The sequence below is a fragment of the Egibacteraceae bacterium genome, assembly GCA_040905805.1.
Classification (GTDB): domain Bacteria; phylum Actinomycetota; class Nitriliruptoria; order Euzebyales; family Egibacteraceae; genus DATLGH01.
In genome coordinates this window covers 17662-30292 of record JBBDQS010000084.1, presented here as the reverse complement: position 1 = coordinate 30292, position 12631 = coordinate 17662, and the positions used below count along the sequence as shown (strand labels likewise).

Below are 12631 nucleotides of genomic sequence, written 5' to 3'. Positions count from 1 at the left end.
ACCCGGCACAGCGGTGAATCGCCTCCGCTGGCGCTCCGGCGATTCACGTCTCAGGGGACGTGGCGGCGGACCCACTCGTGCATGGCGATGGCCGAGGCGGCACCGGCGTTGATGGAGCGGGTGGAGCCGAACTGGCGCATGGCCATGACCTCGTCCGCCAGAGCCCGCGCCCCGGGCGACAGGCCGGGACCCTCCTGGCCGAACAACAGGACGCAGGCGGGGGGGATCTCCGCGCGGTCGATCGGCACCGCGCCGGGCAGGTTGTCGATGCCGACGACCGGCAGGCCCCGATCCCGCGCCCAGGTGGCGAAGTCCTCCAGCGTCGCATGGTGGACGATCTGCTGGTAGACCTCGGTCATCATGGCACCCCGCCGGTTCCAGCGCCGCTCGCCGATGATGTGCACCCCGGCGGCCAGGAACGCGTTGGCGTTGCGCACCACCGCCCCGATGTTGAAGTCGTGCTGGAAGTTCTCGATCGCGACGTGGAACGAGTGGGCGCGACGGACGAGGTCCGCCCGGATGGCCGCCACCGACCAGTAGCGGTAGCGGTCGACGACGTTGCGCCGGTCACCCTCGCGCAGGAGCTGCTCGTCGTACACGAGGCTGTCCGGCCACGGTCCCTCCCACGGCCCGACACCGATCTCCTCACCCATCACCCGCAATCTACCCCGGTGGTCAAGACGCCGGTTTCCGGGTACCGGTGGAGTGGACACGCCGGGAGCAGACGGCGATAGCATCGACCTCCCGGACGCACACGATCGCGCGGGCGAGCCGGCCCCCGAGAACGGGACGCAAGCAGATGGTGGATCAGCAGCGACAGCAGCCCCCCCGGTTCGGCGCGAACAGCTGGCTGGTCGACGAGATGTACCGGCAATACCTCGCCGACCCGCAGTCGGTGAGCGAGTCGTGGAAGGAGTTCTTCTCCGACTACACCCCCCAGTGGGAGCAGGGGCAGCAGGGCGACGGGGCGCGCCGCGAGCCGCCCGGCAACGGGCAGCCCGGCAACGGGCAGCCCGACACGGCCGCGCCCGCGCCACCCCGGCAGCCGGGCCCGCGGACCGAGCCGTCCGCCAGGCAGCCGTCCCCCGGCGAGGCGGCCGTCCCCGACGGCGCGACGCCGCTGCGGGGGGTGGCGGGGGTCATCGCCCAGAACATGAACCAGAGCCTGTCGGTGCCGACGGCCACGTCGATCCGCGAGGTCCCGGCCAAGCTGCTCGAGGTCAACCGGCGGATCCTGAACAACCAGCTGCGGCGGACCCGCGGGGGCAAGGTCAGCTTCACCCACCTGATCGGGTGGGCGGTCGTCCGCGCGATGGTGCACCTGCCGGTCATGATGACCAGCTACCACGAGGCGGAGGGCAAGGGCCACGCCTACCGCCCCGAGCACCTCAACCTCGGGCTGGCCGTCGACGTCCAGCGCAAGGACGGGCGCGTCCTGCTCGTGCCGAACATCAAGGCCGCCGACGCCCACGACTTCGCCGGGTTCTTCAGCGCCTACGAGGAGGTCATCCGCCGGATCAAGACCAACGACCTCGCACCCGAGCTCTTCGAGGACACGACCGCGACGCTGACCAACCCGGGCACGGTGGGCACGGTGGGCAGCGTCCCCCGCCTGATGCCCGGCCAGAGCGTGATCGTCGGGGTCGGCGCGATCGACTTCCCCGCCCAGTACCAGGCGGCGGACCCGCGAGCCCTGGCCGAGATCGGCGTCGGCAAGGTCATCACCCTGACGTCGACCTACGACCACCGGGTCATCCAGGGCGCCGAGTCCGGCCTGTTCCTGGCGAGGATCCACGAGCTGCTGCTCGGCGAGCACGACTTCTACGACGAGGTCTTCACCAGCCTGCGCATCCCCTACGAGCCGGTGCGCTGGCGACGCGACGACAACACCCGCATCGCCGCCGGCGGGGTGGGCGGACTCGGGCGCAAGCAGGTGGCCGTCCAGCAGGTCATCAACATGTACCGGGTCCGCGGGCACCTGATCGCCAACCTGAACCCGCTCGCGCACACGTTCCAGCGGGTGCACCCCGAGCTGGACCCGGCGACCTACGGGCTCACGATCTGGGACCTCGACCGGGAGTTCGCCACCGGCGGCCTCGCCGGCGCGGAATACCCCGACCCCGCGGACCCGCGCCACTCCTCGGAGGGGGTGCTCGTCGACGACCGCATGCTGCTGCGCGACATCCTCGGCGTGCTCCGCGACGCGTACTGCCGCACGGTGGGCGTCGAGTACATGCACATCCAGGAGCCGGCGCAGAAGTCGTGGGTCCAGGCGCAGGTCGAGGGCGTGTCGACCGAGCTCGACGTCGCCGAGCAGCGCCACATCCTGGGTCGGCTGAACGCCGCGGAGGCGTTCGAGAAGTTCCTGCACACCAAGTACATCGGGCACAAGCGCTTCTCGATGGAGGGTGCCGAGTCGGCGATCCCCATGCTCGACGCGCTCCTGTCGGCCGCCGCCGACGACGGCATCGAGGAGGCGGTGATGGGCATGGCCCACCGGGGCCGGCTGAACGTCCTCGCCAACATCCTCGGCAAGAGCTATGACCGCATCTTCCGCGAGTTCGAGGGCGACATCGACCCCGAGAGCGTGCAGGGCTCGGGCGACGTGAAGTACCACCTCGGCGCGTCGGGCTCGCACACCACACCCGCCGGCAACACCATCACGGTGGGCCTGTCGTCCAACCCCAGCCACCTGGAGGCCGTCGACCCGGTCGTGGTCGGCATGGCCCGCGCCCGCCTGGACGAGCGCGATGCCACCCACGGCCCCGGGGCGCCCGTGCTGCCGGTCCTGGTCCACGGCGACGCGGCGTTCGCCGGCCAGGGCGTCGTCGCGGAGACCTTCTCCATGAGCCAGCTGCGCGGCTACCGCACCGGCGGCACGGTGCACCTGGTCATCAACAACCAGCTCGGCTTCACCACGGCCCCCCACCAGAGCCGCTCCAGCCAGTACGCCACGGACGTCGCCAAGGCGGTGCAGGCGCCGATCTTCCACGTCAACGGCGACGACCCGGAGGCGTGCGTGCGGGTCATGCGCATGGCGTTCGCCTTCCGCCAGCGCTTCGGCAAGGACGTGGTCGTGGACATGATCTGCTACCGCCGCCACGGCCACAACGAGGGCGACGACCCGAGCTACACGCAACCGATCATGTACGCGGCCATCGAGCACCGCCGCAGCGTGCGCAAGCTCTACACCGAGGAGCTCGTCAACCGCGGTGACCTCTCCCTGGACGAGGCGGAGCAGGCGCTCGACGACTTCCGGGAGCGGCTCGAGGCCGCGCTCAAGGACACCCGCGAGTCGGTGGCCCCCACGCGCATCGAGCGGCTGCCGCGCTCCGAGGCGGCCGACGCGCTGCCCCATGTGCAGACCGGGGTGGACGCGGAGGTCCTGAAGCGGGTGACCGACGCGGTGACGTCCGCGCCGTCGGGGTTCACCGTCCACCCCAAGCTGGCCCGCCAGCTCGACCGCCGCCGCGGACAGCTCGACCGCGACGAGGTCGACTGGGCCATGGCCGAGGCCCTGGCCTTCGGCTCGCTGCTGCTGGAGGGCACGCCGGTGCGCTTGTCCGGCCAGGACTCCCGCCGGGGCACGTTCAGCCAGCGCCACAGCGTGCTCGTCGACCACACCACGGAGGCGGAGCACATCCCGCTGAACGCCTTGGGCGGCGAGCAGGCGCCGTTCATGGTGTACGACTCGCCGCTGAACGAGTTCGCCACCATGGGCTTCGAGTACGGCTACTCGGTGCTGCGCAAGGACGCGCTGGTGCTGTGGGAGGCGCAGTTCGGTGACTTCGTCAACTGCGGGCAGGTGATCACCGACCAGTTCATCGTGGCCGCCGAGGACAAGTGGGGGCAGACGTCGGGTCTGGTGCTGCTGCTGCCCCACGGCTACGAGGGGCAGGGCCCGGAGCACTCCAGCGCGCGCATCGAGCGCTTCCTCATCCTCTCGGCCGCGGGCAACATCCAGGTGACCCAGCCGACGACGGCCGCCCAGTACTTCCACCTGCTGCGACGCCAGATGCACCGCGCGGTGCGCAAGCCGCTGGTGGTGGCGACCCCGAAGGGCCTGCTCCGGGCGAAGCCGGCCGCCAGCCCCCTCTCGGCGTTCACCTCCGGCTCGTTCGAGGAGGTCCTGGCCGTGCCGGGCGGCCCCCCCGACGCCGACGTGCGCCGCGTCCTGCTGTGCAGCGGCCGGGTCGCGTTCGACCTCGCCGCGCGCCGCGACGAGACGCGGGCACCCGTCGCGGTCCACCGCGTCGAGCAGCTCTACCCGTTCCCGACCGACGCGATCCGGGAGACCCTCGGGGCGTACCCCGACGCCCAGGAGGTGGTGTGGGTGCAGGACGAGCCCGAGAACATGGGGCCGTGGACGTTCGTGCACGGCCGGCTGCACCGGCTGCTGCGCGAGGACTACGCGCTGCGGCATGTCTCGCGGCCCGAGAGCCCGAGCCCGGCCACCGGGTCCCACAGCGTCCACGAGGCCCAGCAGGCCGAGCTGATCGAAGGCGCGTTCACGGACCTCTAGGTTGCTAGCGTACGGTCACCGCCCGCTGGGAGACAGCCTTGGCCACGGAGCACGCGCAGGACGAGCACGCGCAGGACCTGCTCGCGTTCGTCGACGCCGGGCCCTCGCCGTACCACGTGGTCGCCGAGATGGCCCGGCGGCTGGAGGCGGCGGGGTTCACGCGCGTCGCGGAAGCCGACCGCTGGGCGCTGTCGGCCGGCGACGCCCGCTACGTGGTGCGCGACGGGGGGTCCCTGGCGGCCTTCCGCGTGGGCACGGACCCGCCGAGCGAGCACGGCTTCCGCCTGGTCGGGGCCCACACCGACTCACCGACCTTGAAGGTCCGCCCGCGCCCGGACGTGCGCCGCCACGGCTACGTGCAGGTGGGGGTGGAGCCCTACGGCGGCATCCTCGCGCACACCTGGCTGGACCGTGACCTGACGCTGGCCGGCCGGGCCGGCGTCCGCCAGCCAGACGGGACGCTCACGACCCGTCTGGTGCACCTGCCCGACGCCCCGCTGCGCATCCCGTCCCTGGCGATCCACCTGCACCGGGAGGTCCGCGACGAGGGCCTGCGCCTTGACCCCCAGCGCCACCTGGTCCCGCTGTGGTCACGCGACGGCCACGGACGCCGGCTGGCCGCCACGCTCGGTGCGCACCTCGGCGTCGAGGCGGACGCGATCCTGGGGGTCGACCTGGTGACCGCCGACACCCAGCCGGCCGCTCGCGGCGGGGCGGACGGCGCCTTCCTGCTCGCCCCCCGCCTGGACAACCTCGCGTCGTGCCACGCCGGCCTGACCGCGCTGACCGATGTGACGGCGGTGGCGGCGACGCAGGTGCTCGTCGCCAACGACCACGAGGAGGTCGGCTCCGCGTCCGCCGAGGGGGCAGCCGGCTCGTTCCTGACCGACGTGCTCCAGCGGATCGTGTCGGTCTGCGAGGGGCCTGATCCCGAGGCCCACGCCCGGGCCCGCGCCCGCTCCCTGATGATCTCGGCGGACACGGCGCACGCCGTGCATCCCAACTACGCCGATCGCCACGAGCCCGAGCACCGTCCGCTGCTGGGCGGCGGTCCGGTCCTCAAGGTGAACGCCAACCAGGCCTACGCCACCGACGCGGGCTCCGGCGCCTGGTTCGCGGCCCGGTGCGCCGACGCGGGCGTCGACCTGCAGCACTTCGTGACCCGCGCCGACCTGCCCTGCGGCTCGACCATCGGGCCGCTGACCGCGACCCGCACGGGCATCGCGACGGTGGACGTGGGCAGTCCCCTGCTGAGCATGCACTCGATCCGCGAGCAGGCGGCCGTCGCCGACGTCGCGCCGATGGTGGCCGCGCTGCGCGCCCACCTGGAGGCGCCGTGACCGCCGGTGTGCTCGACGGCCGGCGGGTCCTGGTCACCGGGGCGTCGTCGGGGATCGGTGAGGCGACCGTACGGGCGTGCGCGGCTGCCGGCGCCCGCGTCGCCGGCCTCGCCCGGCGCACGCAGCGCCTCCGGGTGCTCGCCGACGAGGTGGGCGCCGCGGCCGTCACCGCGGACGTGACCGACGCGGGCTCCGCGCGCGCCGGGGTGGACGAGGCGGCCGCGGCGCTCGGCGGCCTGGACGCGGTGGTCAACAACGCCGGAGCGCTGAGCGTGGCCACAGTGGCCGAGGGCGATCCCGAAGACTGGAAGCGCATGCTGGACGTGAACGTCTTCGGGCTGCTGGTCATCACCCAGGCGGCCCTGCCGCACCTGCGATCGGCCGGTCGCGGCGACGTGGTCAACATGAGCTCGATGTCGGGGCGGCGGGTGCCCAACGCCGCCTCCGGGGTGTACGCGGCCACCAAGCACGCGGTCCACGCCATCACCGAGGGGCTGCGCCGCGAGCTGCACCCCGACGGCATCCGGGTGTCGGTGGTCGCACCCGGGCTCGTGGCCACCGACCTGGCGGCGGGCGCCCCCGCCACCGCGGCCCGCGACCGTCTCGCCGGGCTCCAGGCCGACATCGGCCTCGCGCCCGCCGACGTCGCCCGCCAGATCGTGCGTATCCTGTCCGAGCCGCCGCACGTGGCGGTGCACGAGGTGGCCCTCCTGCCGACGGACCAGGGGTAGCCGATGGGGCTGTGGCAGCAGATCAGGTCGGCGGTGGGCGCGCCGCGCGCCACGGGGGGTGGCGACGGCGTCCCGGCGACCGTGCCCGGCCCGGCGGCCGCGAGCCCGGCAGTCGCACGCCCCGCAGCCGACACGGACGGGGGCGACGCGACTGAGGACGGCCACGGGGGACGGCCCCAGGCCGGGGTGGCGGAGGACACCCGGACGGGGGTCCCCGAGCCCGAACCGATCTGGGCCCACCCCCTCGTGCGCGCCGGGGCCCTGGCCTGGGGGCTGGTCGGCCTCGTCGTGGTCCTCGTCGGCGCGGCGGCCGTCCTCCGCGAGCTGAGCGTCCTGGTCGTGCCCTTCGTCCTGGCGCTGTTTCCCGCGGCGCTGCTGTCGCCGCTGATGCGTCTGCTCGTCGCGCGGCGCGTGCCGCCCGCCCTGGCGGCGCTGCTGGTGATCTTCGGGTCGATCGGCCTGCTGGTCGGGGTCGGCAGCCTGCTGGCTGAGGGGATCGCCGACGAGGCGCCCGCCATGGTCACCTCGGTGGAGGAGGGCATCGCCGACCTGGAGGCGTTCCTCGACGAGGGTCCCTTCGGTCTGGAGCCCGACGTGATCGCCGGGTGGCTCGAGACCGGCCGCGAGCAGCTGATCGAGGTCGGGTCCCAGGCCGCGGGCTCGGTGGCCAGCGCGGTGGCCGAGGGTGTGGCCGGCCTGCTGTTCGGCCTCGTCGCGCTGTTCTTCTACCTGAAGGACGGTGCACGCATCGCCGACTGGCTGCGCCGGCTCTTCCCGGCGCACCTGCGCACCGACGCCAAGACCATCGGCACGCAGGCCTGGGTCACCATCGGGTCGTACTTCCGCGGGCAGCTGTTCATCGCGCTGGTCGACGCGGTCCTCATCGGGCTGGGGTTGGTGCTGCTGCGGGTGCCGCTGGCCCTGCCGCTGGCGGTGCTGATCTTCTTCGGCGGGCTCTTCCCGATCGTCGGTGCCCTGGCGTCCGGCGCCGTCGCCGTGCTCGTCGCGCTCGCCGCCAGCGGTCCCGGCGCCGCCCTGGTCGTCCTCGCGCTGATCGTGGGCGTGCAGCAGTTCGAGGGCAACGTCCTGGCCCCGGTCGTGCTCGGCAAGGCCACGGCGCTGCACCCCCTGGCGGTCATCCTCGCCCTGGCGGCCGGGGGGATCGTCCTCGGCGTGCTGGGCGCGTTCCTGGCGGTGCCCGTGGCGGCGAGCCTGACCCGGGCCATCGGCTACCTGCGGACCGGCCGCGGCGGCGGCAGCAGCAGCAGCAGCAGCGCGGTCAGTCCAGCAGCGCCCGCATCCGCTGGGGGTCGGTGACCTCCACCAGCGGACCCAGCCACGCCGCCATGCGCTGCGGGTCGGCGCTGATCTGCTCGAGGGTGCCGAGGCGGTTGCCGGCCTGCAGCGTCGCGTAGCTCGGGTGCGCCTCCGCCACGCGCCCCAGGTCGTCCCGGGCGTGCGGGTAGGTCCGGGCGAGGTAGCCGAGCAGCAACCCGAACGCGCACGCCTGCGCCAGGGAGGCCTGGGGCGTGCGGCGCCAGTCGGGCGCGACCCGGTCCAGCCGGGGGTCGACCTGGGCGGCGACCTGCTGCAGCCACTCCGTCGACTCCTGGCTCAGCCCGGCGCGCTCGACCGCGACGAGGTTCGGGTCGGCGGGCGGCTCGCCCGGCGGTGGCGGCAGACGCGGTTCGCTGCCCAGGTCGAAACTCGTGGCGCCAGGGGCCGGCCCCGGTCCGTCCGCCGGCCCCGTCCCGTGTGCCGGCCCCGGCGCGGCCCACGCGTCGTCGGGAGGCTGGTCCTCGCCGTCTGGGCCTCGCTGCTCTCCCCACGCTGGTCGATCGCTCACCGTAGTGTCCTTGGTCGACGATGGGGGCACAGTGCTGTACCCGTGGTTGTAGCGTCCACCCAAGCCTCGCACACCGACACCCACCGCGAAAACGAGGAGTTCCCCGCCGTGCCCGAGCTCGTCCGCTTCCACCTCGATCCGATCTGCCCCTGGGCGTACCAGACCTCCCGGTGGGTCCGGCAGCTGGTCGACCTCGACGTGCTGCAGGTCGAATGGGGCGTCTTCTCGCTCGAGATCGCCAACACCGGCACGCAGGAGGCCCGCGAGAAGGGGCATGCCCGCTCGGCGAACGCCCTGCGGACCATGGTGCTCGTCCGCGACGAGGCGGACCACAGCGGCGTGAGCGGCTTCACCGGCGCCCTCGGCCGCCGGGTGCACGAGGCGGGTGCGGCACTCGACGACGACGCGACGATCGCGGCCGCCCTGACCGACGCGGGACTGCCCGCGGCGCTGGCCGACGGGGCCGCGGGCGACGACGCGCTGTGGCAGCGGGTGGTGGACGAGCACACCGCGCTGGTGGAGCGCACCCGAAGCTTCGGGGTGCCCACCATCGTGCTGGACGGCGGCGACGGCCCCGCGATCTTCGGGCCGGTGATCAGCGACGTGCCGACCGACGCGGACGCGGTGGCGCTGTGGCAGCACGTGACCTGGCTCACCCGCTACGAGAACTTCAGCGAGCTGAAGCGCGACCGCGTCATCGACCCCGACCTCGAGTCGTTCCGGGCCTACCGGGCCCGGCAGGCCGCCGAGGCGGGGGCCTAGCCCCTGCCGCGCCGGCGGGCGTCGAGCAGCGGGCCCAGCGCGTCGGCGACCGGCGCGGGGCCGGACAACGCCAGATCGCCGATCCGCCGCACGGCGGTCAGCGGGCGCACCGAGGAGCAGACGAGGAACTCGCCCGCCCCCCGGAGGTCCTCCAGGCGCCAGCGGCCCTCCGCCACGCGGTACCCCGCCCGGCGCGCGACGTCGCCGAGGGTGCGCCGGCTGATGGAGTCGACGATCCCGAGGTCCACCGCGGGGGTGCGCACCTCGCCGTCGACCACCCACAGCACGCCGAAGGTCGGGCCCTCCAGCACCAGGCCCTCCAGCGAGACGAGCAACGCGTCGTCGCCGCCGGCGGCTTGCGCGGCCCTGGTCGCCGCCATGTTGGGCATGTAGGACATGGTCTTGGCGCCGGCGGGGCCGTACGTGCCCAGGGGACGCACCCAGGGCGCCGGCTGGGGCACGAGGTGCCGGGCCGGCGCGCGGACCGGCTGGGCGCTCACGGTGAGCAGGCGCGTCCCCGACCCGGTGACGTAGATCCGCAGCGCCGCATCGGTGTCGACGTCCTCGATCAGGGTGTCGATCTCCGACCGCAGGAGGGCCCGGTCGACCGGCCCGATGCCGATCGCGGCGAGCGACCCGGCCAGCCGCGCGAGGTGGTCCTCCACCCGGAACGGCCGGCCGTCCCACACGCCGACGGTCTCGAACGCCCCGTCGCCGCGGGCGACCCCGTCGTCGGTCACCGGCAGGGCGGCCTCGGCGAGCGGCAGCCAACGCCCGTCGATCAGCGCGGTGTCCAATCCCATCGGCGGCACGCTAGCGCCTCGGCCCGGTCACGGCGGGGGGACCGGGTCGAGCGTGTCGAACAGCACCCGACCGACGGAGAGGTCGCCGCGCCGGCCCTTCCACCGGTCGCCCAGGCGCGCGTGGTCGACGTGGCCCGCGACGTCGGGGCGCCGCCCGCCGAGCGCGGCGGTCGCGGCCTCGACCAGCGACGGCGGCGTGATGGTGGGCAGGGTCGGCTCCGGGAACGCCGGGAAGACCTCCAGCGCCTCCCACACCTGGTCCAGGCGGCGTCGCTCCTGCCCGGCGGGGAAGTCGTCGCCGGGCTCGGCGATGCCCTGCAGGACGACGTCGAACAGGTCGTGGGGGTTCACCCCAAGGGGCATGACGAACCCCGCAGGGGGGTGCAGCCGCCACTCGAGGGTCTGCTCGCCGGGTCCGTTGGGCTCCAGCCACACCTGCCAACCCCGCACGTAGGAGTCCAGCGGCGGGCCGAGGTGGGCGTCGAGCAGCTCCAGCAGGGCTGCGTCGACCGGGTACGCGCAGGTGGGGGTCATCAGTCCGGCAGGACCACACCGCCGGCGACGGGGCCCGCCACCGCCGCGGACACCATGTCGGGGCCGCACCAGGACGTCATCCGCTCCGGCACCAGCCGTCCACCGGCGTCGACCTCGCCGTGCAGCGCCAGGCCCACCGGTCGGCGCGGGCCGGGGGGACCCTCGACGTCGACGGCGGCGACGGCCCCGTTCCCCCGGTCGGGCCGGAGCGTGGGCGGCGTGCGCAGCACGAAGCCGGGGCCCCACACGGCCGGGGTGGCGTGCAGGTCCCCCGGGTCGCCGAAGACGAGGACCAGACGTCGCCGGCCGGCGAGGCCGCGTCGCACCGCGGCGGGCACCACCGGCGGCAGCGGCGGTGCCACACCCGGACCGACGTCGGGGGGGTCGACCTCCCGGCGCGCGTGCACGACCAGGCGTATCACCGCCCGGTTGCGGGGCTGCCACCGGTGCGGGGCGCGAGCGGCCTCGCCGACGGCCCCGAGCACCGCCCCGGCGTGGTGCGCCGCCAACGCCGCCATCGCCGCGGAGATCGTCGGGGCGTGCAGGGCCAGGCGCAGGGGATCGTCGAGGCTGTACACGCGGATTCGGCCGTGGACGAGCAGGCCGGGTTCGTGCGCCTGCCGCGGCGGGACGTAGGCCACCCACTCGGCCTCGGGGTCCGACGCGGTCGCGGGCAGGCTCGCGGTCGGGGCGCTCATCCACAGGGCCTGGCCGTCGGACCACGACGCCACCGGCAGGACCGCCGGTCCGTCCGGGCCGGCCGCGCCGAGGAAGCAGCGGTCGGCCCGCTCCAGCAGGTCCCCTGACGCTCCGGTGCTCGGCATGCTCCAACCTCCTGAGGCCCGGCACGGCCACGGTAGTCTCCGGGATCGGCCCCCGGCACCGAGCCGGGCGGCCACCACTGCTGCAAAGGACCCGTACCCATGTCGTTCGTCGCCATCAACACCTTGACCGTACCCCCCGAGATGCGGGACACCCTCGAGCAGCGCTTCGCCGCGCGTGCGGGAGAGGTCGACACCATGGAGGGCTTCGAGGCCTTCGAGCTGCTGCGGCCGGTCGAGGGCCAGGACCGCTACCTCGTCTACACCCGGTGGGACCGCAAGGCGTCGTTCGATGCGTGGACGGAGTCCCAGCAGTTCTCCAAGGGGCACGCCAAGTCGTCGGGCCCGCAGGGACCGGCCGCCTCCGGCTCGGACCTCTGGACGTTCGACGTCGTCGAGCACAAGGAGAAGTCCTGATCCGGCGGGCCTTGCCGACCTGTCCCGCGCCGTGACGTGGGTGCTGCACACCGAGCTCACGCTCGACGAGCTGAACCTGCACGTCGCGGCCCTGGAAGCGGCGGGCCTGCTGGGGGCGGTCGAGCAGGGCGGGCGGGCGAGCGCCTACTTCCACACCGGGCCCCTCGCCCTGCCCGTCGAGGGCCGCTGGGAGCCCGTGGCCGACCAGGACTGGAGCGAGACCTGGAAGGCGGGCCTGGAGCCCGTGCGCGTCGGCGACCTGGTCGTCGCCCCACCCTGGCGGGCGTCCGGCGACGTGGGGGAGATCGTCATCGAGCCGGCTCAGGCGTTCGGGACCGGCCACCACGAGACCACCGCCGGCTGCCTGGCCGCGCTCCAGCAGCTGGCGCTGGACGGCGCCCGGGTGCTGGACGTCGGCTGCGGGAGCGGGGTGCTCGCCATCGCGGCTGCCCGGCTGGGCGCGGCGGTCGTCGCGGTCGACACCGACCCCCTCGCCGTGGAGGCCACGCGCCACAACGCCACCGCCAACGGCGTGGCCCTGGACGTGCGGGCGGGGTCGGCCGGCGACGTGGCGGGCGCCTTCGACGTGGTGGTCGCGAACCTCGACACCGCCACGCTCACCGCACTCGCACGAGCGTTGGCCGCACGCCTGCGCCCCGGCGGGACGCTGGTCGCCTCCGGCGTCAGCCGGGAGCGGACGGACGAGGCGGTGACCGCCCTGGCCGCGGTGGGCCTTGACCCCGAGGTCCGTGCCGGCAGCGAGTGGATCGTGCTGGTCGCGGACGCACGCGGCGACGCACGGCAGGGCCCCGGGAGCGCTGCTCCGGGGCCCTGAGCCGTGAATCGCCCGAGCCT

12 protein-coding genes are annotated in these 12631 nt (G+C 74.3%); 7 read left to right on the top strand and 5 right to left on the bottom strand.

The genetic code is table 11. From position 1 onward, the window contains the following. Positions 1 to 50 precede the first annotated feature (50 nt). Positions 51 to 653, bottom strand: a complete 603-nt coding sequence (locus WD250_09280; protein ID MEX2620401.1) for a TrmH family RNA methyltransferase — start codon at positions 651 to 653, stop codon at positions 51 to 53. Between the two features lie 146 nt (positions 654 to 799). Here WD250_09280 and WD250_09275 point away from each other — a divergent pair, with 146 nt between their 5' ends. The 4 genes from WD250_09275 to WD250_09260 are packed head-to-tail and all read left to right on the top strand — an operon-like array spanning position 800 to position 7910. Further along, complete coding sequence (locus tag WD250_09275) at positions 800 to 4522, top strand: multifunctional oxoglutarate decarboxylase/oxoglutarate dehydrogenase thiamine pyrophosphate-binding subunit/dihydrolipoyllysine-residue succinyltransferase subunit (protein ID MEX2620400.1); 3723 nt, start codon at positions 800 to 802, stop codon at positions 4520 to 4522. Between the two features lie 38 nt (positions 4523 to 4560). Then, positions 4561 to 5862 carry a M18 family aminopeptidase gene (locus WD250_09270; GenBank protein ID MEX2620399.1) on the top strand — a complete coding sequence of 434 codons (1302 nt, stop codon included), beginning with the start codon at positions 4561 to 4563 and terminating at the stop codon, positions 5860 to 5862. After that, a complete protein-coding gene (locus WD250_09265; protein MEX2620398.1) occupies positions 5859 to 6593 on the top strand; it encodes an SDR family oxidoreductase in 735 nt (244 codons plus the stop codon). The genes WD250_09270 and WD250_09265 overlap by 4 nt, the downstream gene beginning before the upstream one ends. A 3-nt stretch (positions 6594 to 6596) precedes the next feature. After that, positions 6597 to 7910: an AI-2E family transporter gene (locus WD250_09260; GenBank protein MEX2620397.1), complete on the top strand. Its 1314-nt coding sequence runs from the start codon at positions 6597 to 6599 to the stop codon at positions 7908 to 7910. Here WD250_09260 and WD250_09255 read toward each other — a convergent pair. Continuing rightward, on the bottom strand, positions 7873 to 8439 hold the full coding sequence (locus WD250_09255; GenBank protein MEX2620396.1) for a hypothetical protein: 567 nt from the start codon (positions 8437 to 8439) through the stop codon (positions 7873 to 7875). The two genes, WD250_09260 and WD250_09255, sit on opposite strands and share 38 nt — an antisense overlap. Before the next feature lie 108 nt (positions 8440 to 8547). On the opposite strand from WD250_09255, the gene WD250_09250 reads away from it, so the two are divergent. After that, the gene (locus WD250_09250) at positions 8548 to 9201 is read left to right on the top strand and encodes a DsbA family protein (protein MEX2620395.1); all 654 of its coding nucleotides are present in this window, start codon (positions 8548 to 8550) and stop codon (positions 9199 to 9201) included. Here the strand turns inward: WD250_09250 and WD250_09245 are convergent. From WD250_09245 to WD250_09235, 3 genes are read right to left on the bottom strand one after another with little or no spacing between them, the layout of a single operon-like run. Next, on the bottom strand, positions 9198 to 10004 hold the full coding sequence (locus WD250_09245; protein MEX2620394.1) for an aminotransferase class IV: 807 nt from the start codon (positions 10002 to 10004) through the stop codon (positions 9198 to 9200). The two genes, WD250_09250 and WD250_09245, sit on opposite strands and share 4 nt — an antisense overlap. 27 nt (positions 10005 to 10031) lie before the next feature. After that, on the bottom strand, positions 10032 to 10538 hold the full coding sequence (locus tag WD250_09240) for a hypothetical protein (protein ID MEX2620393.1): 507 nt from the start codon (positions 10536 to 10538) through the stop codon (positions 10032 to 10034). Beyond that, a complete protein-coding gene (locus WD250_09235) occupies positions 10538 to 11362 on the bottom strand; it encodes a hypothetical protein (protein MEX2620392.1) in 825 nt (274 codons plus the stop codon). The genes WD250_09240 and WD250_09235 overlap by 1 nt, the downstream gene beginning before the upstream one ends. A gap of 99 nt (positions 11363 to 11461) precedes the next feature. Here WD250_09235 and WD250_09230 point away from each other — a divergent pair, with 99 nt between their 5' ends. Both WD250_09230 and WD250_09225 read left to right on the top strand, forming a co-directional pair. Then, positions 11462 to 11776, top strand: a complete 315-nt coding sequence (locus WD250_09230) for an antibiotic biosynthesis monooxygenase (GenBank protein MEX2620391.1) — start codon at positions 11462 to 11464, stop codon at positions 11774 to 11776. A 31-nt stretch (positions 11777 to 11807) separates the two neighbouring features. Continuing rightward, a complete protein-coding gene (locus WD250_09225; protein ID MEX2620390.1) occupies positions 11808 to 12611 on the top strand; it encodes a 50S ribosomal protein L11 methyltransferase in 804 nt (267 codons plus the stop codon). Positions 12612 to 12631 lie beyond the last annotated feature (20 nt).

What these genes read in the sequence shown, in the direction of transcription:
- WD250_09260 (MEX2620397.1), top strand. Translation starts at nt 6,597, where the DNA reads ATGGGGCTGTGGCAGCAGATCAGGTCGGCGGTGGGCGCGCCGCGCGCC.
- WD250_09230 (MEX2620391.1), top strand. Translation starts at nt 11,462, where the DNA reads ATGTCGTTCGTCGCCATCAACACCTTGACCGTACCCCCCGAGATGCGG.
- WD250_09235 (MEX2620392.1), bottom strand. Translation starts at nt 11,362, where the DNA reads ATGCCGAGCACCGGAGCGTCAGGGGACCTGCTGGAGCGGGCCGACCGC.
- WD250_09275 (MEX2620400.1), top strand. Translation starts at nt 800, where the DNA reads ATGGTGGATCAGCAGCGACAGCAGCCCCCCCGGTTCGGCGCGAACAGC.
- WD250_09245 (MEX2620394.1), bottom strand. Translation starts at nt 10,004, where the DNA reads ATGGGATTGGACACCGCGCTGATCGACGGGCGTTGGCTGCCGCTCGCC.
- WD250_09240 (MEX2620393.1), bottom strand. Translation starts at nt 10,538, where the DNA reads ATGACCCCCACCTGCGCGTACCCGGTCGACGCAGCCCTGCTGGAGCTG.
- WD250_09280 (MEX2620401.1), bottom strand. Translation starts at nt 653, where the DNA reads ATGGGTGAGGAGATCGGTGTCGGGCCGTGGGAGGGACCGTGGCCGGAC.